At 33.4% G+C, this 22657-nt stretch carries 20 protein-coding genes; 3 read left to right on the forward strand and 17 right to left on the reverse strand.

All coding sequences use genetic code 11. From position 1 onward, the window contains the following. Positions 1-35: 35 nt before the first annotated feature. From BTR34_RS09050 to BTR34_RS18930, 12 genes are all read right to left on the reverse strand, one after another. Positions 36-380, reverse strand: coding sequence for an immunity protein Imm33 domain-containing protein (locus BTR34_RS09050; RefSeq protein WP_068480420.1), 345 nt, complete (start codon positions 378-380; stop codon positions 36-38). A 350-nt stretch (positions 381-730) separates the two neighbouring features. Continuing rightward, positions 731-1198 (reverse strand): type II secretion system protein GspG, encoded by a 468-nt coding sequence (locus BTR34_RS09060; protein ID WP_068480423.1) that lies wholly within the window; start codon positions 1196-1198, stop codon positions 731-733. A 66-nt stretch (positions 1199-1264) separates the two neighbouring features. Then, the gene (locus BTR34_RS09065) at positions 1265-1585 is read right to left on the reverse strand and encodes a hypothetical protein (RefSeq protein ID WP_068480426.1); all 321 of its coding nucleotides are present in this window, start codon (positions 1583-1585) and stop codon (positions 1265-1267) included. Then, a complete protein-coding gene (locus tag BTR34_RS09070) occupies positions 1563-1898 on the reverse strand; it encodes a hypothetical protein (protein WP_068480429.1) in 336 nt (111 codons plus the stop codon). The genes BTR34_RS09065 and BTR34_RS09070 overlap by 23 nt, the downstream gene beginning before the upstream one ends. A gap of 174 nt (positions 1899-2072) precedes the next feature. Beyond that, entirely contained in the window at positions 2073-2678 is a 606-nt protein-coding gene (locus tag BTR34_RS09075; RefSeq protein ID WP_068480432.1) for a hypothetical protein, read from the reverse strand. A gap of 155 nt (positions 2679-2833) precedes the next feature. Continuing rightward, entirely contained in the window at positions 2834-4456 is a 1623-nt protein-coding gene (locus BTR34_RS09080; RefSeq protein ID WP_074472124.1) for a hypothetical protein, read from the reverse strand. A 251-nt stretch (positions 4457-4707) separates the two neighbouring features. Beyond that, the gene (locus BTR34_RS09085) at positions 4708-5934 is read right to left on the reverse strand and encodes a Shedu immune nuclease family protein (protein ID WP_068480437.1); all 1227 of its coding nucleotides are present in this window, start codon (positions 5932-5934) and stop codon (positions 4708-4710) included. Positions 5935-6323: 389 nt separating this feature from the next. Then, complete coding sequence (locus BTR34_RS09090; RefSeq protein ID WP_068480439.1) at positions 6324-6800, reverse strand: methylated-DNA--[protein]-cysteine S-methyltransferase; 477 nt, start codon at positions 6798-6800, stop codon at positions 6324-6326. Between the two features lie 15 nt (positions 6801-6815). Then, positions 6816-7940 carry a CNNM domain-containing protein gene (locus tag BTR34_RS09095; RefSeq protein ID WP_068480441.1) on the reverse strand — a complete coding sequence of 375 codons (1125 nt, stop codon included), beginning with the start codon at positions 7938-7940 and terminating at the stop codon, positions 6816-6818. 37 nt (positions 7941-7977) lie between these two features. Beyond that, positions 7978-9321: a serine hydrolase domain-containing protein gene (locus BTR34_RS09100; RefSeq protein ID WP_068480445.1), complete on the reverse strand. Its 1344-nt coding sequence runs from the start codon at positions 9319-9321 to the stop codon at positions 7978-7980. 22 nt (positions 9322-9343) lie between these two features. Next, the gene (gene hemB / locus BTR34_RS09105; RefSeq protein ID WP_068480448.1) at positions 9344-10333 is read right to left on the reverse strand and encodes a porphobilinogen synthase; all 990 of its coding nucleotides are present in this window, start codon (positions 10331-10333) and stop codon (positions 9344-9346) included. 22 nt (positions 10334-10355) lie between these two features. Next, on the reverse strand, positions 10356-10505 hold the full coding sequence (locus tag BTR34_RS18930) for a hypothetical protein (protein WP_197496114.1): 150 nt from the start codon (positions 10503-10505) through the stop codon (positions 10356-10358). Positions 10506-11102: 597 nt separating this feature from the next. On the opposite strand from BTR34_RS18930, the gene BTR34_RS09110 reads away from it, so the two are divergent. The 3 genes from BTR34_RS09110 (at position 11103) to BTR34_RS09120 (ending at position 18359) form a co-directional block, all read left to right on the forward strand. Next, positions 11103-11978 carry an ABC transporter ATP-binding protein gene (locus BTR34_RS09110; RefSeq protein ID WP_068480451.1) on the forward strand — a complete coding sequence of 292 codons (876 nt, stop codon included), beginning with the start codon at positions 11103-11105 and terminating at the stop codon, positions 11976-11978. A 74-nt stretch (positions 11979-12052) separates the two neighbouring features. After that, positions 12053-15583, forward strand: coding sequence for an ABC transporter permease/M1 family aminopeptidase (locus tag BTR34_RS09115; protein WP_235843150.1), 3531 nt, complete (start codon positions 12053-12055; stop codon positions 15581-15583). 133 nt (positions 15584-15716) lie between these two features. After that, on the forward strand, positions 15717-18359 hold the full coding sequence (locus tag BTR34_RS09120) for a DEAD/DEAH box helicase family protein (protein WP_068480457.1): 2643 nt from the start codon (positions 15717-15719) through the stop codon (positions 18357-18359). A gap of 23 nt (positions 18360-18382) precedes the next feature. Here the strand turns inward: BTR34_RS09120 and BTR34_RS09125 are convergent, their stop codons facing one another. From BTR34_RS09125 to hemE, 5 genes are read right to left on the reverse strand one after another with little or no spacing between them, the layout of a single operon-like run. Further along, positions 18383-19171 carry a PhzF family phenazine biosynthesis protein gene (locus BTR34_RS09125; protein WP_068481820.1) on the reverse strand — a complete coding sequence of 263 codons (789 nt, stop codon included), beginning with the start codon at positions 19169-19171 and terminating at the stop codon, positions 18383-18385. A 9-nt stretch (positions 19172-19180) separates the two neighbouring features. Then, positions 19181-20125 carry a DUF4421 family protein gene (locus tag BTR34_RS09130; RefSeq protein ID WP_068480460.1) on the reverse strand — a complete coding sequence of 315 codons (945 nt, stop codon included), beginning with the start codon at positions 20123-20125 and terminating at the stop codon, positions 19181-19183. Then, positions 20116-21018, reverse strand: coding sequence for an oxygen-dependent coproporphyrinogen oxidase (hemF, locus tag BTR34_RS09135; RefSeq protein WP_068480463.1), 903 nt, complete (start codon positions 21016-21018; stop codon positions 20116-20118). Before hemF ends, BTR34_RS09130 begins: the two co-directional genes overlap by 10 nt. Beyond that, on the reverse strand, positions 21008-21550 hold the full coding sequence (locus tag BTR34_RS09140) for a GNAT family N-acetyltransferase (RefSeq protein ID WP_068480466.1): 543 nt from the start codon (positions 21548-21550) through the stop codon (positions 21008-21010). Before BTR34_RS09140 ends, hemF begins: the two co-directional genes overlap by 11 nt. Positions 21551-21599: 49 nt before the next feature. Continuing rightward, complete coding sequence (gene hemE / locus BTR34_RS09145; RefSeq protein WP_068480469.1) at positions 21600-22631, reverse strand: uroporphyrinogen decarboxylase; 1032 nt, start codon at positions 22629-22631, stop codon at positions 21600-21602. Between the last annotated feature and the right edge of the window lie 26 nt (positions 22632-22657).

A 22657-nucleotide genomic window follows, 5' to 3' on the forward strand; every position in this document is an offset into this window, starting at 1 on the left:
CCGAGTTGGCTTTTTCGCATCAGTGGTAAGTCCATTTATTCCAATCGAGTAATTTTTTCATCAAACCAAACATCTTCATAACCTTTACTATCAATTTGAAATCTAAATCCGATATCAAGACCTAAATACTTTGATATTTCTGGTTGCATTTCAATTAAATGCTCAATACAAATTGGTTTAAAGAAATCATCAGAATCAGACCATTCTCCGCTCCAAATATACCAACCATTCATTGTTCCGTGTGCTGGATGTCTTAATCCATTTATTGGTTCAATCTCTAAATCAGTTGCTATTCCAACAAAGAGTTGTCCGTCTAAAGGCTTAAATTCCGAATTATATTTTTTACAAATTGACTTTTGAGATTCAATATTTTCCTTCAATATTTCGATTTTCTAAAATTGCGCGGACTTGAAAAATATACCCAAGCCCTTAAATTAAGTACTTTCCGCCCTATTTGCTACAGGTATTGTTGTCGCACGTTTTTACTTAATTAATCGTTTTTTATTTTCTCTCTAATTATTATATAACTCAGAGTTATAAAAATGCATATTCCGACTGTCAATAATCCGTATTGGAGTAATCCTGTAAAAACAAGTGTAACAAATCCATAATAGCGAAAATTACTCGATTTTTCAACTAGTTGATTTATTACATTATTATTTTCCATTAAGAAATAGCAGACAATACAGACTATACTAATTATATAAAGTCTAACAATTTTTAATTTTTTTTATTTCGATTTAATGTCATCCTCAGTTTTAAATTCGCCATCAGGACCAGCAGACATAATTAAAAATCCTTTTCCGTTTTCCGTAATTGTAAATTCATATTCCCTATTCCAAGCGTCTTTTTTCCAATCTTGTCTTATTGGATTATTTCCGATTAGTTCTTTCAGGTCTGATGGGTATTGTCCTAATTTTTCATTCCAATTTTCCATTCTTTGGCTAATTTCGGCTATTTCTTTTTCAGTTTTATCCGGATAGATAGAAGTTCGTTGATAACCGAAAAATAGAAATGCGCTTATACTTCCAACTACTACAAACAAAATGACCATTATTGAACTCGGTTGCAAAAAATATTTTTGAATAGGTCTTTTATTACCGTCTTCTTTTTCTTTTTTACCTATTAGTTTACGATGTTTATAATCTTCACGAATTAGGCCAAATTCTACCAAAGTCGAAAGTATTAATTCAATCATTTTGTTGATTTTGGTAAATGTTCTACAACGTTACGGCTAAGCGCAGTGCGGAGGCAAGGAAACTTTTTAATTCCTTAACCATAGGGTGTCATTTTTATTATATGCCACAAGACCTAAATTCCTTGCAATAAATATCTGGTTGGGTTCCCTAACAGGATTGGTTATTTGCAGGATATTTTGATATGTTTTACCCTCGAGGGATAAAGTAACGAATAATTGAAAGATTGAAGATTCCAGACCATCGTTTAGAGATTCAAAACTTTTTACGGAAATGGAATCATTTATAATTTCCAAATCAAATCTTAAATCATCGATTGCGAATGAGTTAAGAACCAATTCTCCTTTATTAAAATTTCGTACTTCATTAAAAAAAACTTGTATTTCCATCAGGGGTCTTATGAAATGAGAGATATGAACTAAAACATTCCCTATTTCGACCTCCAATTGGAATTAAGGCACTTAGTCCAGGGTTTTCAAATTCTATCGTGAAAGGTTCACTTATTTGGTATTCAGAAGAAAGTTCAATAGTTTTTCCCTGTCCCTGAAAATGATATTCCGGCCCCCTTGGAAGTAAAATCCATTCACTGTCTGCGATTTCAAAATCGAACCCATCACATTCTAGTGTTATAATTTCAGGTCCATCATCAATAGTACAACCTGAGACAAAAGCCATTAGAAGATAGATACTTATTTTTTTCATTCAAACATTTGCTAAATTATTAAAGAAAAAACTTTTTTTTTGACACAGTACCTATGATTTCGTTGCGGACTTTTACAACGGAAATTGTCCGGGAGAAATCGGTCCCTGTTAATGGTTGATAGGTTTAAATTTAACGATTATTTAGCAATGAATTATAGCCGGTGGTGCGCAACGTTATTTATTATATTTCCTATTGATTTTCTCTCTGATTTTAATTCTATCGTAACTCTCAAAAAATAAATTATTCAATTCAGGCTGATAATCACTTATCCTAAGATCTATCTCTGAACCTTCACATTTTGAAACTACAATGCAATCTATACTGTCTTTATGTTTTCTTGTTCTAAATTCGTACCGCTCTCCAAGAAAATTATAAGATATATACAAATCAAGATAAGTATTTGAGGGATAAGCTATTCTTTCTATTTTCCCTTTTATTTTCTTTCCTTTTTCTATCAAATCTAAAGGATTGATAGATTTTCGGGTAAGTAAAATGTCGGAGTATTCGGGGTTGTTTCGGTCATATATTACTTTATAGAATTCATTTTTTTCTGCTTTTCCATTCCAGGAATCTGTTTCATATATCCATTTATCATTATGTAGGAATTTATAACTCACACGACTTCTTTTACCTTTTTTTACGCTAAGGATTTTCGCATAAGAAAAAGCTTTGTTTTCATTTATTCTTTTTTCTTTACTACTTTCATTCCAATGTATTACAGTTATTACAGCAACAACGAGTAAAATGGAACCTAAATGTTTCCTTAAAACTTCTTTCAATAAATATAGGTTTAAATGTTGTACAACGGTCTCGAATAGGCAAAGTGCGGGATTTCAAGGCACTTCACTATCAAACCACTACTTTGTTATTATAGTCTTTAAAGTTCAAATTTACCTAATCGCCCGTATTGCTTATATTTATTGTTGAGCTTTCGTTATTCTTTTTCCTCAGTTCCCATTAGTCTTTCTCTAATCTGAGATTTCTTATGATAAAATCTATGATTCAGCTTTGTAGATTCAACTACTACATATTTCAATCTACCATTATTATAAAGTTCAATAGTCTTTCCAATCAAATTGAGGATATATTTTTGTAAGGTCAAATTAATGATTCTAGCTGGAACTTGTAGAATCATTGGTTTATTATTCTTTTCTCCAGTAACTAATGAACCGTCAGAACCGACATTAATTTTAATTGTACTATCTTCAAATCCTTCTGACTTAAGTACTAGATAATTACAAAAAACAGACTGAGTAAATTGTTCTGAAAATTCCTTAATAGAAATTCTCTCGCCTTGTTGAGTGAGGAAGCCACTTTTTAGTTTTTCTAATTCCTCAGGAAAGTTTATTGTATCAATAGGGTTAATATCTTGGTATTCTTTGATGTGAGGAGTAAACTTTACATTTTTAAGCATTTTACTAAGAGTGCTTTTCTCTGATGAATCAATAAAACCTTTATTATCAATTTCAGATGTAAAAAATTTCTCTCCATTAAATAATTGATATTCAACTTGTAAATATTCTGATTCTGTGTATAGCCAGAAATTATATAAAAACTGTGAAGAATGAATAGCTCTTTTTATAAAGTCGCCATAAGGTTCTAAATCTTTTAAAACGAGCATTGATTTTCTATCAGATGTTTTTAATTCAACTATTCTAAAGCCTTGTGATTCAATTCCAGAATAAAAGTCTAATAATTTGCCATCATCTCTTATATTAATTAAGGTTTTATAATATTTATTTACTTCGGATTGTACATTTTCTAGGTTGTCAAATCCGAAAATTGTCTCAGAAATCCGAACTAACTTGAAAATCAGTAGAATTCTTTTTAATATTTCAGATAATTCCTGTCGTGTTAATTTGAATTCAAAAACATTTCCACTTTTATTGAAGCCACAAATTATTTCATTGTTTATTATTCTTGAGTTATGGTGATATGCAATATTTCTCCATTGATTTAATCTAATATCATGCGGTTGCAAAATCAAAAGTTCTGTCAACTCCGTAGTATTTATTAACTCATCAATTACGACACCTAAATCTTTCTGTTTTATCTCTGTGATATCATATTGCTTATTTCTTTTTATCTTATTGAGTTGAAGAAGCATTTTAAAAAAGGATTTTGACAATCCTTCAATTGTTTGACCAATCATATGCAATGATTCTTCAACGAAATCTTCAATACACAATTTATGAAGTTTCATTTGATTGTTATGTAGACTCCAAAACCTTGAAACACTCTGAGTTGTTTCAGGCATCCATTGTGCATATGATTCAATTGTTAGTTTTTCGTTCTTTTCTTTAGCTCCATTAAAAATGTCTAATATATTGTCAAGAAACCTCAAAGAATCTGGATATTCCTTATAAACCGATAAATATGCTAACCAATTGGATGTTAAATCAGAAACAGCGTATTTTTTTAAGTTTTCTTGATTTGAGAAATATGGAGCAAATGAATCTATTATTGAAACTTTAATATCATCAGGGGTTAGTCCAAAGTCATAAAAATGAGAAAGAGGACTTACTTTGTCATAATATTTTACTTTCTTATTCTCCATCAGTTTGCAGTACGGTTTTTCATAATGTTTGTTAAGGCACATAGTTTACACAAGTTAAAGATTAAGGTTTACACTAAATTAATTTCTAATCTTGTTGCCTGGTCTGCGAGCCAAAGCTTTTTGTTTTATTTTTATCTTTTTCATTTTAAAAGCCAAATCAAAAAGATTTGGCGGACTTAGCAAACACGCCCAAGCCTTTAAATATAGGACTTTATACCCTATTTGCTATAGGAATTGTTAGCAAGCGTTTTTTATTCCACCTCTATACTCAGCCGATTAAATTTATCGAAATAGTCAATATTCAGCTCTTCAAGTTCTTCATAAGTGACCACTTCAATGCCATTAAACATTCTATTTAGGTCTCCTGAAAATTTGTCTTTCATTTCAAGTTTTTCCTCTTTTCTGCCCGCAAGCAAAATATGGTCGAAATTTTCTGTCTTATATCCCAATTTGAATTCTATTTCTTGTTGGTTGTCTTCCCTTTCTGAATATTCTTTGTATCTCCATACTTGTTCTAAATGTGATAAATAATTGCTACTGAACTGAGGTCTTTTCGTTTTCTTTTTTACATAAAAAGTTACATCTTCTTTTTTGACTTCAAAAAAAGTTGTTTTTAGAAATTCAGGAAACTCAGTTTTGAGGATGTAATCACATTCTTCATTCGTTTTTTCATTTAAGTCATATAGATTTTTTTCATATTCCAAATCAATAAATGCGTCTCTTAAAAGAATCATTTTATTCTGATTAAAAAACTTGTGTAATATTGTGCGTTCATTATTTTTTCTATCGTACTTGATATGTTTGTTGTAGGTTGAATTGAACTTCATTATTGATTGTTCGATTTCCTTTCTTTTTATGATTAACCAATCGTAAATCAATGGTGTTGGTAGCTTAATAAATTCTTTAGATACGATACCAGTTTTGAGTACAAAGTAATTTTCAAAATTTTTACCGATTTGATTTTTGTAACGGTTTTTATAAAAAGTTGATTCTTGGAAATTGTGAATGTTTTTATTTAGTATTTCTAGATTTTCTAAATCTGTTATTAATCGTTTTCTCCAAGTCCTTATTGCGTTTTCAAATTCTAAAATAAAATTGTCGTGTTGACCAACTTTATTTTTCTGTATGACAGCTTGCCATATATCTTGGGATACAGTTCCTCTCGTTTCTATATTTGTATAAAGTATTACAGGAATTGAACTTATTCTAAAATTTTCCTTTGAGTAAGATGTATCAAAACTATTTCTGAATCTAATAATTTTTGATGCTTGTAGGCTATCTACATTACTTGCAGATGATTCGTTAGTGATTATTGCATCTATATGAAGTTTCTTGTTTTCTAATTGCTCAACAATGAATAATTTGAGTTTTTCAAATGAATTACAAAAGATTAATTCGTTTTCTTCATATCCATAATTCCTGAAAATATTCTTGTAAGTTTCCTCCGATGATTTAAAATCGTTAATTAATATTTTCATTTTTTGTCAAATGCTTGCTAACAATTATATATATGTACAATTACACTTATACCCTTATATCTCAGAATATATGTAAGAGATTATTTATCCAAGTTACTAATTTACTAGTAAAGAATAAACCTACAATTAACAGCTCACATGCCATTACGGGAAACCATAATCATCATAAATTTTATACGGCTAAAGGAGGTAGGTAAGTAAATTATCCTAAAATCAACTAACCGACCAACTAGTCTGTTTTTTACTTGCAAAATGAGTTGAGAATTGCAGAAATTAACGACGGCATTTGTAATTGTATCGATAAAATGCGAAGTAAACGAAGTTAAATTGATGTTTTGGGCGCTAAACAAACCAAGCAGTTTGTTTTGTGATAAGGAAAAGTTGCTGTTTTAGAATAAACTTTGCTGTTTATGGGGACTTTCATGTTCCAATAACCACTTTTTTCTATGTAATCCGCCGGCATAACCAGTAAGTGCTCCATCAATACCAATAACTCGGTGACAAGGAATAACAATCCAAATGGGGTTTCTTGCATTTGCGGATGCGGCAGCTCTAATGGCTTTTACATCTCCTATTAATTTTGCCACTTCTAAATAGGAGGTAGTTCTTCCATACGGAATTTGTTGTAACTGCAACCATACCTTTTTTTGAAATTTAGTGCCTTCAGGATTAAGGTCCAATTGAAATTCTGTTCTTTCTCCTTTAAAATATTCATTTAGTTGGTAGACGGCATCTTCAAGAGATTCGGGAATTATATCCGTAAGTGTTTCGTCAGAGTCTAAAACAGTAATAGCGGAAATGCCTTCTGTAGTGCCAACGATTTTAGCAATTCCTAGCGGTGTATTAATATATGCAACATCGTCCATTATGTCTTAGATAATTTATTCGTCTGGTGAAGTAGGATTTTCAATTACTCCTGTTGCCTGTGCGCGTTTTTCCCAATTTTTACGAGCAAGACTCTGTAAATCGGCAATATTATCGCTCTCGTCCATTATTTCTAGCCCTAGTAGCGTTTCTATAACATCTTCCATAGTTACAATACCACTTACAGAACCATATTCATCTACAACAAGAGCAATAGCTTCTCGCTTTTGAATAAATATTTCGAATAACCTTGGTATGGGCGTACTTCTTCTTGTTACTAGTAATTCTCGCTTAATTTCCTTTAACGGAATTTCTCCGTTTTGGTTAATCATTTCTTCAAGTACATTGTCCTTTAAAACAAAACCAGTAATATTATCCATATTACCTGTATAAACAGGTATTCTAGAAAAACGTAATTTAGGATTATCATTAAAAAAATCGCCTATTGTCTTTTCTTCAGAAGCAATTTTCATCACTGCTCTAGGTGTCATAATATCCTTAACTAAAACTTCATCGAACTTTAATAGGTTTTTTATAATGGTAGATTCTGATTTTTCGAAAACACCTTCTTCATGTGCCATATCTGTCATAGCATGAAAATCCTCACGACTTAAAACGCTACCATGGTGCTGTCCACCGCCTACCATTTTGGTAAAAAGACGAAGTAGCCATAACAAGCCTGTGTATTTTAGACCCAAAACCATAATGTTTAAAGCTTTGGTTGAAAAGTTGGCCAATTGTTTCCAATACGTTGCACCAATAGTTTTTGGGATAATTTCAGACGCCACTAAAATAAGAATGGTCATAATGGTAGATACAACTCCGACCATTAAATCTTCGGTAAACGATATGCCTAATATAGTTTTGGCTTCACTACCGTATAATTCGGCATAAGCAGCCTTTGCTTGTACACCTACTAAAATGGCACCAACGGTATGGGCAATAGTATTTATGGTTAGTATAGCAATTAACGGTTGGTCAACATCTTTTTTAAGTGCCTCTAGCGTTTTAGCATACGCATGGCCTTCTTTCATTTTTACATTAATGAATGTCGGAGTAATACTTAACAAAACGGCTTCTAAAATAGAACACAGAAATGAAAAGAAAATGGAAATGAATGCGTAAAAAAGTAGTAAGCCCATAGGGTTGTTTTATAAATCTAAGATATTAATAAAAATACTAAGGTTTGTGCTGTTTTGCCTTATCAAATGCCTGATAAAATATTTGTTGGATGGATGAACGAATATTTAAGGTGTAAAGATTTCTGTTTTCACGGGTAGGATACACACGGTTCGATAGAAAAATATATACCAATTGATGCTCGGGATCAGCCCAAACAAAAGTACCTGTAAAGCCGCTATGCCCAAAACTTGATGCACCAACTTCTGGGGCAGGGTATGCGTCCGCAATTTTAAAAGTGTTGTTCTCTAAATAGGGTTTGTCAAAACCCAAACCTCTTCTGTTATCGTTTTCAGGATATTGAACTTTGGTAAATTCCTGTATTGTGTTTTCGGAAATATAACGCTTACCAGCATAAAGTCCGTTTTGTACAAATAGTTGCATAATAATCGCTAAATCATTTGCAGTACCAAATAAACCTGCGTTACCCGAAATACCGCCTAGTAAAGAGGCATTTTCATCGTGTACCCAACCTTGTGTTAAGGTATGTCTGAAGATAGAATCTTCTTCTGTCGGTACTATTTTGTTCGGGAAATTTTTGGTGCTAGGCAGAAAACCAAAAGTTTTCATACCAAGTGGTTTGTAAAATTCCTGTTCCATATAATCTTCATACGGTATACCTGTAATTTCAGTAATGAGCTCAGGAAAAATAAGAAATGTGAGTCCGGAATATTTATATTTTTTCTCAGCGGAAACTTCAGAACGATTTATGATGCGGAACATTTTTCTGTTGAATCTATTTTTAATATAGATTCCCTCAAATGCTTCATTACTAAATCTATTACTGTATTTATTACGAATAAATCTATTCTTATACCGACCGTTATTTTTTAAGGTTTCGTTTAAAAATACAATATAAGGTTCAAGTCCTGCTTGGTGCGCCAAAATTTCCCTAAGCGTAATGTTTCTCTTGTCCTTTTGTCTTTTCCAAGGTTTCCAGTAGGTGCTAAAAGGAAGGTCTAAATTCAACTTCCCTTCATCTACTAATTTCATAATGGCGGGTAGTGGACCTAAAATTTTGGTTACGGATGCTAAATCGTAAATATCATTTATAGCTACAGACTGAATGCTATCATACGTATGAAATCCGTAAGACTGATGAAATATAATATTACCTTCTTTAGCTATTAAAACCTGCGCCCCTGGAAACGCATTATTTTTTATACCAGTTGTTACAATACTATCAATTTTATGATTAATAGATAAGGAATCTAACCCATAGTTTGTTAATGAGGATTCTTGTAAACTAGAACCAACAGGAAGCAGTAATGTTTTGGGTATTGGTTCTTGAGAAACAACAATGCCACTAAATAAACCAAAAAGTATAAAAAATAATTTATTCATCGAAAAAAATATAACATACTGTCTAGCCTAATAACTTTACAGCATCTTTTGCAAAATAACTTGCTATAATATTGGCACCAGCTCTTTTAATAGCCGTTAACTGTTCTATCATAACCGCATCATGATCTAGCCAGCCTTTTTCAGCTGCAGCTTTTACCATGGCATATTCACCAGAAACTTGGTAAACGGCAACAGGAACATCAACTTCATTTCTAATTTCGCGAACAATGTCCAAATAACAAAGTCCTGGTTTCACCATTACGATATCTGCGCCTTCTTCAATATCCATTTGTGTTTCGCGAATGGCTTCAAAACGGTTTGCAAAATCCATTTGATAGGTTTTTTTATCCTTAGGTACATTTTTAATAGCTACAGGAGCGGAATCTAAGGCATCTCTAAACGGGCCATAAAAAGCACTTGCATATTTGGCGCTGTATGCCATAATACCGGTATTTAAATATCCTTCATCTTCTAAAGCTTCGCGAATACTTAAAATACGACCATCCATCATATCACTAGGAGCAACGAAGTCTGCACCTGCTTTGGCATGTGAAACACTCATTTCCGCCAAAACTTCAACACTATCATCATTAAGAATTTGTCCGTCAGCAACAATACCGTCATGTCCGTAAGAAGAGTAGGGGTCCAAGGCAACATCTGTCATTACCAACATTTCCGGACATGCATTTTTAACCGTTTTAATAGCCAATTGCATTAATCCGTTTTCGTTCAGAGCTTCAGAGCCACTGTTGTCTTTTAAATTGTCAGGTACTTTAACAAATAGTAGAACAGAGCGCAAACCCATTTTCCAAAGTTCTTTTACTTCTTTGGTTAAATGATCAAGACTAAGACGATAGTAATTGGGCATGGACGGAATTTCCTCTTTAATTGCTTTTCCTTCAACTACAAAAAGCGGGACTAAAAAATCACTTGGTGAAATAATGGTTTCCCTCACCAAACTACGTATAGCTTCTGAACTTCTAAGTCTTCTATTTCTAATAAGTGGGTACATAATTCAATTTTTGTTTCTTTATTTATTCAGATTCCTGACTTTTTTTGATAATGTTTTTTAGCCGTTCTTTTCTTAGCTCAGCTTCTTTTTTCAATTTGTTCTTCTTCCTATTCATTAGCTTGGCATGCTTTGCTTTGTTCAATGTATTTTTAGCCTTGCCTTTTTTAGCCATATCTATCTTTCTAGTTTCTACAAAAATACGTGAATTTGAATAATAGCTACAGTCGTTAGTACTTATTTTTATAGGCTTAGAGACTTAGTGATTATAGATGAAAATTTTAAAATGCAAGTAAACCTGGCGAAATTGCTAATAGAAGTTTTTAGAACGTTTTCATGAACATTTAAAAAATGAAGATTTACAAGCTATTGGTCACCATTATCTGTTAAAACTATACTTGGACTTAAAAAGTGAATACATATGGGAAAGCCAATAGTAATACTTTCCCTAACCTTAACGATTAAAAATCAATGAAAAAGTGATTGTTGGAGTTTTTTATCCCAAAAAGAAAGTTCCATTCAGTTTCTTATCAATAGATATGTGCGTTATTCTTTTTCAAAAAGAGAAACCCGTTTAAACATTCCATTTCCAATTTAAATGAGCATTTTTTTTAACAAGTTTTCGATTGTACGTTTAAATAAGAATAATTACTTCTATTTTGTAGGTTTAATAGTATAATTAAAATTAGATTTTTTATCACTATTGTAACTTTAATATAGTTTTAGACACCTATTGGACAATTGAATACTAACCATGAAAACCGATTAAATTATGCTTTCGATTACAAATTTGAATAAAACGTACCCGAACGGTACACAAGCTTTAAACAATGTCAATTTAGAAATTGGCACGGGTATGTTTGGACTACTTGGCCCAAATGGAGCAGGTAAATCATCTTTAATGAGAACTATTGCCACGTTACAATTAGCGGATAGTGGTGAAATTATGTTTAACGATATTGATGTCTTTCAACAGCCAGACGAGCTTAGGAAAGTGTTGGGTTACTTACCTCAAGATTTTGGAGTGTACCCTAAAGTATCTGCAGAAATGATGCTAAATCATATTGCAAAAATAAAAGGTATTCAAAGTAAAACGGATCGCAAGGCGTATGTAGCCGATTTATTGAATAAGGTAAATCTCTATAAATTCCGTAAACGTAATCTAGGGGATTATTCCGGGGGTATGAGACAACGTTTTGGTATTGCCCAAGCCTTAATAGGCAATCCTAAATTGATTATTGTGGATGAACCAACAGCAGGACTTGATCCGCTGGAACGTAATCGTTTCCATAATTTGCTAAGTGAGCTTGGTGAGGATGCTGTGGTCATATTATCTACCCATATTGTAGATGATGTAATAAATTTATGCACGAATATGGCGGTATTTAATGAAGGTAGGGTGGTAGTGCAAGGGCATCCTTTGGAACTTTCAAATACCTTAAATGGTAAGGTGTATCGCAAAAGCATTGCAAAGGAAGAAACAGAATTATACCAATCAGAACATAACGTGTTGTCCACTTATTTACGTAGTGGTAACCTGTATGTAAATGTATTTGCAGAAGGTAATCCTGGTGAAGGGTTTGAGAAGGTTGCCAATAATTTAGAGGACTTTTATTTCTATAGTATTAACCAACCACAAGCTGTATAGACATGAAAGAAATATTCTTATTTGAGCTTAAGTATAGGCTTAGGCGTCCGGTGACCTATATCTACATTTTTATTATGTTTCTTATACCATTTTTAATGGCGGTATTTGAAAAATCTGTGACTGCCGAGTTTACCAATAGTCCAAGCAATATAGTCGGAGTTCTTGGGGTTTTAAGTGTTATATCACTATTCTTTTACGCGGCTATTATGGGAGTACCTGTGTATAGGGATGAGGAGCATAAAACTGCACAAACGTATTTCACTTTTCCAATTTCGGAAAAGAACTATATAATGGGTCGTTTTTGGGGTAGTTTCACCATAGTTACCCTAATGAATTTAGCGGCCATGTTCGGAGCTATTTTTGGTTTTGTACTGGGGGCTTTATTAAATAGACCAGATTATGGTACGTATGCAGATTTTAATTTTTGGTCTTACTTTTTGCCATTTTTATACCTGTTAGTTTTTAATTCATTTTTTATAGGCAGTCTTTTCTTTTGCCTAATGACATTCTTTAGAAGAATGCCAATTTTGTACTTAGGTGGCATTGTAATTTTTATTATAAATATGTTGTCCGGTCAACTGTTATCAAGTTTAGATACCGAATGGCTAAGTGTTTACGTAGATCCTTTTGGAGGATCTGCATATGGCTACCTTTCTAAATATTGGTCTGTAAACGAACTAAATACAACGCAACTTTCTTTAACGGGTAAATTTATGCTAAACCGACTATTATGGTTAAGCATTGGTATTATCATATTCTTGTGGACACTTTTTAAATTTTCTTATAAAGGATTTCTGTCTTCTAACAAAAGGAAGAAAATAATAGAGGATAATGAAATTATAGCATCTTTTGAGCCAATTAGCGTGGTCCAAGAATTTAGTACAAAGGCACGTCGTCAAAATTTGTGGTCTTTAAGTAAGATTGAATTCTTGTCCATAGTTAAGGAACCTGTATTTCTTATTTTAATAGTTATCGGGGTTATTGTTGCAGGGTTTATTACCTATCAATCAAATCAATATAACGGTACTTCATCTTTACCGCTTACTAGGTTTATGGTTTCTTTTATTTCTGCCGGTTTGGCCTTGTTTTCAACCATTATACTTATTATTTATGCTGGCGAAGCGGTGCATCGTACTCGAAATAATAAAACCTTTGAGTTCTATGATGCACTTCCTGTAAGTAATACCACACTGTATTTATCAAAGATCATATCTCTCATTGGAGTATCGATTTTATTGGTATTAATCAATATTTTGGTTGGTATAATATACCAAACGGTTAATGGATACTTTACTTATGAGTTAGGCATGTATCTAACTTATAATTTTACCAGTCTTTTTCCGTCTTACATTGCAACATTACTTCTTGCGTTTTTTATACACGTGCTCGTAAACAATAAATTTTTAGGTCATTTCATTGTAATTATTGTTTATATCGGAGTGCCAATTTTAGTGGATTTAGTACTAAAATCTAGTAATCCACTTTTAAGTTTCGCAGCTACTACACCTTCTTTTTTAAGTGATTTAAATGGATTTGGACATTACCTAACCGGTCAGTTTTGGTTAAACTTATATTGGATACTTTTCACCTGCTTTTTAGCGGCAATAGGAAAAGTATTTTGGAGTAGAGGTTTCTATTCTTCTGCAAAAGAACGTTTAAAATTGGCAAAGAGTAGATTTAAAGGTAAAACCATTGCGTATACATTGTTCTTTCTTTTAGCCTTTATTTCAGTTGGGGCACATAGCTTTTATAATTTAAAGGTTTTAAATCATTTAGAAGATGAAGATTATAGTAATAAACTTTCTGCCGATGCTGAAAAGATATATGGGAAGTATATTGATAAACCACATATTCAGGTAATTGATTTAAAAGCTGATATAGATATATATCCAGATACTCGTGGAGCAGATGCAAAAGGGGTATTTAAAGTGGTAAACCCATCAGAAAAGGCAATTGATACGGTGTTAATGGAAGTGATGTTTCCTACGTATGATACAAAAATCACAAAGGTGATTTATAATGGTGAACAAATTAAACCGGTTATTAGTGATTCTTTATATCGACTGTTTATTTATAAATTGCCCAAGGCCCTGCAACCTAAGGACACTGCTAATTTGATAATAGAGACTAAAGTTCGTACACATGGTTTTGCAATGGATAGGGAGACTGCCGTTTTAGGTAATGGCACCTTCTTTGATCATGGTATTTTTCCTAGGTTTCATTATGAAGCGGCACTCACAGAAAATGGTGTTCGTAAGAAGTACGGTTTAGAAGAATTAGATTTTATTTTCCCGCCTAGAACGGATAGTGTTGCTTTAAAAAAGAATTTGTTTAATGAGGACAGCAATTATATGAATTTTGAAGCAACCATTAGTACATCAAAAGGTCAGACCGCCGTGGCGCCTGGTGTTTTAGTCGATACATGGGATAAAGAAGATAGAAGCTATTTTAATTATAAGATGGAAGACAAATCTGACTACTTCTTCAATTTTGTTTCTGCCGCTTATGATGTAGAAAAAGATGTTTGGACTGCACCAAGCGGAAAGAAAGTAACTATCGAAATCTATCATTCTCCTAAGCACAAAAGAAATTTGGCTTCTTTTATAAAAGGAATTAAAATTTCGATGGAATATAATTCTAAGAATTTTTATGAATATCCATATTCTGTGATTCGGATAATTGAATTTCCTGCCCATTCTGCTTTTGCACAATCTTTTGCCACGACCATTCCATATTCTGAAGATTTTGGATTCGTAGCTGACTTTTCGAGTGAAGAGGATTTCAATTATGCTTTTAGTACCACATCGCATGAAATTGCGCACCAGTGGTGGGGACATATTGTAACCCCTAGTAATACCACAGGGGCTAATATTATTTCCGAAACCTTGGCAGAGTATGTTTCTTTAATGACATTAAAACAAGAATATGGTGAAAACGGAATTAAAGGGTTCTTAAAACCTTCTCTAGATGTATATCTCTCTAGAAGATCATTTAGCTTTAAACCTGAACGACCGTTAATCGATGTTGAAACGGCACAGCATATTTGGTACCAAAAAGGTTCTATGGTTATGTATGATTTACAGGATGTAATTGGTGAGGATGTTATAAATGCCGGCCTTAAATCCTTTTTGAACGAATACAAGTATTTTGAAAAAGGGGTATATGCAACTTCTGAGGATTTTTATAAAGCAATTTATAATGTTGCGCCAGATTCTTTAAAGTATAAGGTAGATGACGGTTTCAAAGAAATAGTTCTTTATGAAAATCGCGTAATGAATGCGAAAACTAAAAAGCTAGATAGTGGAAAATGGGAAACAACATTTACTGTAAACTCTAAAAAAATATATTATGACGATAAGGGTAAGGAGAAGTTAATAGATGATAAAAAGAACTTGGTAGATATTGGACTCTTTGGAGAAGATGTTACCGGAGAAGATGGTGTTACTATTAAGAACCCATTTTACTTTGAACTAAAGTGGCTTTCTGCTGGCGATAATACATTTACTATTATTACAGATGAAAAACCCTTAAAAGCGGGTATAGATCCTTATAATAAGTTAATTGATCGTAATTCTGACGATAATTTAGAAACAGTAGAAGAGTAGAATAGTTAAATTCATTTAGTTTAAACCTGTTCGTATATGGCAATAGTCATCAACCGGACAGGTTTTTGCTTTTATAAAGTACTATTTTCATTGTTTTTATGTTTAATAAAAGTATTTAACCAACGCTTTTTCATTGCAAGATCTAAGTAAAATTCTAAAGTTTAAGTTTTCTTGGCGTACCTATCAACAGAAGTTTCTAGATGGTTTTCAAGAGCATATTAAAGATGAACATTTACATGTAATAGCTCCACCGGGGTCAGGTAAAACCATACTAGGTTTAGAAATATTAATTCGTATTGGGAAACCTACATTGGTTTTAGCACCAACACTTACCATTAGAAATCAATGGCGCTCTAGATTAATGGAGTTTTTTACGGGTGATAATGAATTCAATGGATATTCCCTAAATATTAAAGCACCTAGCCAAATTACTTTCTCGACTTATCAATCTTTATTTTCACTTTCTAAATCGTTCAATGAGAATGCAAAGGAAAAGCTGTTAGCGTATGTAAAGAAACATAAAATTGAAACATTGGTGTTAGATGAGGCGCATCATTTAAAGAATGAGTGGTGGCATTGTCTATATCATTTAAAGGAAATAGAAGGTTTAACGGTGGTTTCGTTGACCGCGACGCCGCCATATGATAGTACGGCAACTGAGATTAACCGTTATTTTAGTTTATGCGGACCTATTGATGATGAAATTGGTGTGCCAGACCTTATTAAGAATGGAGACTTATGTCCGCATCAAGATTTTGTATACTTCTCAAGACCGGAAGAAGCCCAAATTCAATATATCATCAATTATCGGGAACAAATATTGAATTTTACAAATAGGTTAATTGCGAACACAGGGTTGCAAGAAAAGTTGATAACCTCAAATTTTTATACAAATCCTAAAGAATCATTAGAGTACATTTATCAATATCCAAGTTTTTTCTCTTCCGTAATTATTTATCTAAATTCATGCGGGTATGCTGTAAATGAAGAGAATTTAAAGATACTTGGCTTTTCTAATAATGATGTTACTTTCCCTAGTTTCACATATGAATGGTCCGAAATATTCTTACAGCAGCTTTTAATAGACCAGCGAGATAATTTTATTGATTTTGAGGATGTTTTATTGCCTATTGAAAAGGAAATGAAGCAAATAGGGGTTTTAGAAAATAAGCGGGTAAATTTTGTGGGTGATGAGGTGTTGTATAGAAATTTATCTAATAGCCCAAGTAAGTTAGAAAGCATATTTGAAATCGTAAGGAACACCGATGAAAATTTAGGTGATACTGCCCGAACTGTTATTTTGGCAGACTTTATTCGTAAAGAATTTTTAAATTTTGAAGGTAGTGAAACCAAAACCTTAAATAAATTAGGGGTTGTTCCTATTTTTAAATACATATTGGCTAAGGAAGCTACAAATACTTCGTTGGGTGTATTAACAGGTTCGTTAGTTATTCTTCATGAAACTGCAGTAGTTCACTTAAAGCAATTATTGTCAATTAAAGAACTGGCTGTAAACCCTATGGACGGCTCAGAGGGGTATGTTTTTATTAAAGTGCCTAATGCGCTAAAAAATAAAATCGCGGAATCTGTTACACAGCTTTTTGAAGACGGAGTTATTAAGACATTAATAGGTACGAAAGCTTTTTTGGGAGAAGGTTGGGATGCTCCTTGTATTAATACATTATTACTTGCTTCTTATGTTGGTTCATTTGTTTCGTCTAACCAAATGAGAGGACGTGCCATACGTGTTGATTCTAAAAATCCTGATAAAATAAGTGCCATTTGGCATTTAGCATGCTTAGATCCTACCGCAATTGATGGTGGTAAGGATATGGAAAAACTTCAACAACGTTTTAAAGCTTTTACAGGTGTTTCTTTACGTGGCGAAGTTTATATTTCTAATGGAATAGACCGATTGGTATTACCTTTGAAGTGGTCTGAAACTACCGATTTATCAACGATTAACAGAGATATGTTGGCTAAAGCACAACAGAAATCAGTTATTGGCGATAGATGGAATGAAGCAATTAAAAAAGGAAACATTTTAGTTCGAGAGCTTAAGATTCCTTTTAGCCAGGACCAGCCTTTTGCTAAAACGAAGCGACTACATGCCCTAAATGCTGGTAAATATGTTATGCTTGAAGTGGTTTTGGGAGTGTCATTATTTGTGCCAGAATTTATACTGAAGAATATGGGTGCCGTTTTGAATAAAGGCATAGTGCAAATTGTTTATTTATTCTTTGTGGCACTTATTCTAGGTTTTGGACCAAAGACTTTTAAAGCTCTAAAACTTTACTTCTTGTTTGGAAATCAATACAAGAAAACTAAGAAAATAGGAAAAGCTGTATTTGAATATTTGTTGAATACTAAAAGCTTGAATTTTGAATCTAATACTGCTGTGATTAATGCCGAACAAAATAGAAAAGGAACGTTTTCAATTTATCTGAAAAATGCAAGTCAGCATGACAGTACTATTTTTATTTCAATTTTAGAAGAAGTTATTGCGCCCATAGACAACCCCAGATATTTACTGATTAACGGAAACTTTATAAAGAGGAAGCTTGGTATTCGTAATTACTATGTTGTACCAAAGGAAATTGGAAAAAATAAAACAGAAGCCATAAGGTTTAAGAAATATTGGAATAAACATGTTGATGGTTCCAAGATAATATTCACCCGAACGTTAGAGGGAAGAAAGGAGCTGTTAAAAGCTCGGTTCTCGCATCTCAAATATCAATTTGAAGAGGTCTCCCAAAAAGCGATTACTTGGAAATAGAGATTTACTAGTTCACTAATAACTTAAATTTCTATTTCGCCTATCAAATAACAAACCGCGTATCCCGATATTTTTACGCGGTCTCCAAGATACTCACATTGTATATCGCCACCACGTTCAGAGAGTTGTTTTGCGGATAATTTTGTTTTATTGAGTTTTACTGACCAATAAGGCGTTAAAGTGGTATGCGCAGAACCTGTAACAGGATCTTCAGGAATACCGCATTGAGGGGCAAAAAAACGGGAAACGAAATCAACGTCATTTCCTTTTGCAGAAACAATTATACCTCTACAATCTAGTTCATTTAATAAATGAAAATTAGGAGTTATGGCTTCTATTGCTGCTTGGGATTCATAAATAAGCATGTAATCTGTTTTGCCTTTATAGGTCTCTAGAGGTTTCTTGCCTATCGCTTTTGATATGTTTTCTTGCTCATAAACAGCCGTTAAATCATCCGTAGGGAAATCCATTGTTAATAGTCCCGATTCACTTTTTTGAACCAATAATTCACCACTTCTAGGCGAAATAAACCGTAGCGAATTTTCTTTGAAACCGTAGTAGTTGAACAGAACGAAGGCAGTTGCAAGGGTAGCATGTCCGCAAAGGTCAACTTCAATTTCTGGGGTAAACCAGCGAAGTTCAAAATGGTCATTTTTTTTTACAGCAAAAGCCGTTTCCGCCAAATTATTTTCCGCGGCTATCTTTTGCATTAAATTGGTATCTAACCATGATTCTAGAATACAAACTGCAGCCGGATTTCCGCCAAATAGTTTTGTTGTAAACGCGTCGATCTGAAATATTTTTTGTTTCATTTGCATAGTTTATTCTAACCCAAATTTACGACTTAGCTCATCGGCTTTTTCAATCCATTTTTTTGGAGCATCAAATCTATATCCTACATAAAATTCAAGAAAACTTATAGAATCGTCTAAAATGAAGTTTTCATCGGAAGCGTGACTTAATAATTGTGTATTAATATTGACACCGCTAAAAAATGTTTCGGAATTATAACCTCCTGTCATTCTAAATACTAATTGAGCTAAACCATTTAATGAAGATTCACCATCCGCTTTTGAATAGTTGAAGCCCAAGCCACCAGTAGCGCCTGCAGATAAAAGGTAGTTTTCATCAAATACCCAATTATAGTAATACCCAGGACCTATGGCCAATTTAAATGAATGTTCAAGTTGGTTTTCTATTAATGGATCTTCTAACTTAAATTTCGTGTAATAATAGGAAACCCCTGGAATAAAGCTGCCAACACTTTCTGTCTGCCATTCGTTTTGAAACCCAATGGCACGAAAAGAAAAATCAGGATTAAAAATATAGCTCGATGTTCCTCCAATTTTAAATGTTTTTAAATCATCTATAGGTAGGGTTAAATCTTGAGTTCTAAAAAAAAAACCTTTTTGTTTATAGAGGTCAATAGTTTGCATGTATTGTCCAAAAAAGGTACGAATATTAAAGGTTATAAGTTTCGAGTCCCCATTGTCTTTATTTTCAGATAGAAAGTTTGGGGCATAACCAAAATCCACTTCTAAAAATCGAAATAGAACCGACAAACCTAAATAACTTTTGTCATTGGGTATAAACTCGGTCTTATTGCGTGTAATCTTATCTCTAAGGGTGAAACTATTAGAAGTCGTCTGTAAAGACAGTCTAACGGTTACCTTGTCAGGAAAGGCTTCTTTATGTTGTGAATTTTGCGAAATACTTAATTGCGCAAAGCATAGCAAAGTCCAAAATAGAATGATTCTTAAACCCATTCTTTTGGTTTCATCAATATGTCAATTAAACGCTCTTCTTCACTTCCCTTTTCTGGTCGATGATCATATCGCCACTGTACATGTGGGGGTAAACTCATTAAGATACTTTCTATTCTACCATTTGTTTTTAATCCGAACAGGGTACCTTTATCATGGACAAGATTAAATTCTACATACCTTCCTCTTCTAATCTCTTGCCAATCCCTATTTTCCTTGGTGTATTCGAGGTCTTTTCGTTTTATAACAATCGGTACATAGCACTCTAGAAAACTATTTCCTACTTCCGTAACAAAGTTGTACCAGTCTTGCATATCCATCTCAGGAGTTGCTTTACAATAGTCAAAAAATAATCCTCCTAGCCCACGAGCTTCGTTTCTATGCGAGTTCCAGAAATATTCGTCGCAACGTTTTTTATAGGTATTGTAGAAAGATGGATTATGTTTATCACATGCTGTTTTACAAACTTCATGAAAATGAACCGCATCTTCATCAAATAGGTAATAGGGAGTTAAATCTTGACCGCCGCCAAACCATTGGTCTACTATTTCGCCATCTTTGTCATACATTTCAAAATAACGCCAGTTTGCATGAACGGTAGGCACCATAGGATTCTTTGGATGTAATACTAAACTTAATCCGCAGGCAAAAAAATTAGCGTCTTTTACTCCAAAATAGGCTTTCATGCTTTCGGGAAGTTCTCCATGTACACCAGATATATTTACGCCACCTTTTTCAAAAACATTTCCGTTTTCGATAACCCTGGTTCTACCGCCACCTCCTTCTGGTCGAACCCAGATATCTTCTTTAAAAGTAGCTGTGCCATCTACCTGTTCCAATTTTGAAGTGATCGTATCTTGAAGTTGTTCTATGTAAGCGTAAAATTTATCTTTCATTCTGTAAGACGTATAGTTCCATATCTAACGGGTCTTCGTTAGGTGGTGTGTGCTCTTTTAACAAAGTTTCTTCCCAAATATAATCACAATTTTCTGCTACTTTAATACTGGAAAGGTTAGTTTTATGTGCAATTATTCTAAGTCTATTTAAACCTTGTTCATTAAAGCCCCACTCTGAAATGGTTTTAACGGCTTTAGAAGCAAAACCTTGGTTTTGATGGGTATAGCCGATGCAATAGGCAATTTCAGCTTCTTTGGCTTCTCGCTTTAATTCTTTAAGATAAATAAGACCTATAATTTTTCTATGCTCAGGCTCCTTTAACGTAAACAGGTATTCTTTGCCCAGAAGAAAATCGGACATCTTTTCTAGCACGAATAGATTGGATAAGGTTGGATTTAAATTTGACTCAACTGTTTTTGGGAAGTAACGTGTTATATCATCTGCATTGGCAGAAATAAAATCACACAATCGCCATCCATCTTTCTCTGAAATCGGATTTATTTCGAATTCTGGAAATTGAAATGAGTTCATAGTATTATTGAAATATCGGCCGCTTTTTAACTATGCAAAATCCTATAAATTAGCCTTGCTTATATTCCTTTACCGCATCAATAAACGCCTTGGCATTTTCAACAGGAACATTTGGCAGAATACCGTGACCTAAATTAACCACGTAACTATCTTTGCCAAATTCATTGATCATTTGATGTACCATCTTCTTAATTTCAGAAGGTGGAGACAACAAACGCGATGGGTCAAAGTTACCTTGTAGCGTAATTTTACCACCACTTAGATAACGTGCATTTCTTGCAGAGCATGTCCAGTCAACACCTAGTGCCGCAGCACCAGATTTTGCCATATCGCCTAAAGCAAACCAACATCCTTTACCAAAAACGATAACCGGAGTTTCGTCTTTTAAAGCATCAATAATTTGCTGAATATATTGCCATGAAAATTCTTGGTAATCTGTTGGCGATAACATGCCGCCCCAAGAATCAAAAACTTGAACAGCATTAACACCAGCGGCTACTTTTGCTTTTAAATAGGCAATGGTGGTATCTGTAATTTTCTGAAGTAATTCGTGAGCAACAACGGGTTGTGTAAAACATAATTCTTTAGCCTTATCAAACGTTTTGCTTCCTTGACCTTGTACACAATAACATAAAATCGTCCAAGGGGAACCAGCAAAACCGATTAAAGGAACTTCATCGTTCAGTTTTTCTTTAGTGGCTTTTATAGCTTCCATTACATAACCTAATGTTTCGTGAACATTTGGTACGATAACGCTGTCTAAATCTTTTTGAGAGCGAATCGGATTAGGTAAGTAGGGACCAAAATTCGGTTTCATTTCCACATGAATGTTCATGGCCTGTGGTATTACCAGTATATCACTGAATAATATAGCGGCATCCATTCCGTATCTACGTATAGGTTGAACCGTAATCTCTGATGCCAGTTCCGGAGTCTGACATCTGGTAAAGAAGTCATACTTTTCTTTGATGGCCATGAATTCAGGTAAATATCTACCTGCTTGACGCATCATCCATACTGGTGGTCTTTCTACCGTTTCACCCTTTAAGGCCTTTAGAAATAAGTCGTTTTTTAAGGTCATATTCTTGTAATAGCTTTTAGCTGCTA

Source organism: Maribacter hydrothermalis, from assembly GCF_001913155.1.
GTDB classification, from domain to species: Bacteria; Bacteroidota; Bacteroidia; order Flavobacteriales; family Flavobacteriaceae; genus Maribacter; species Maribacter hydrothermalis.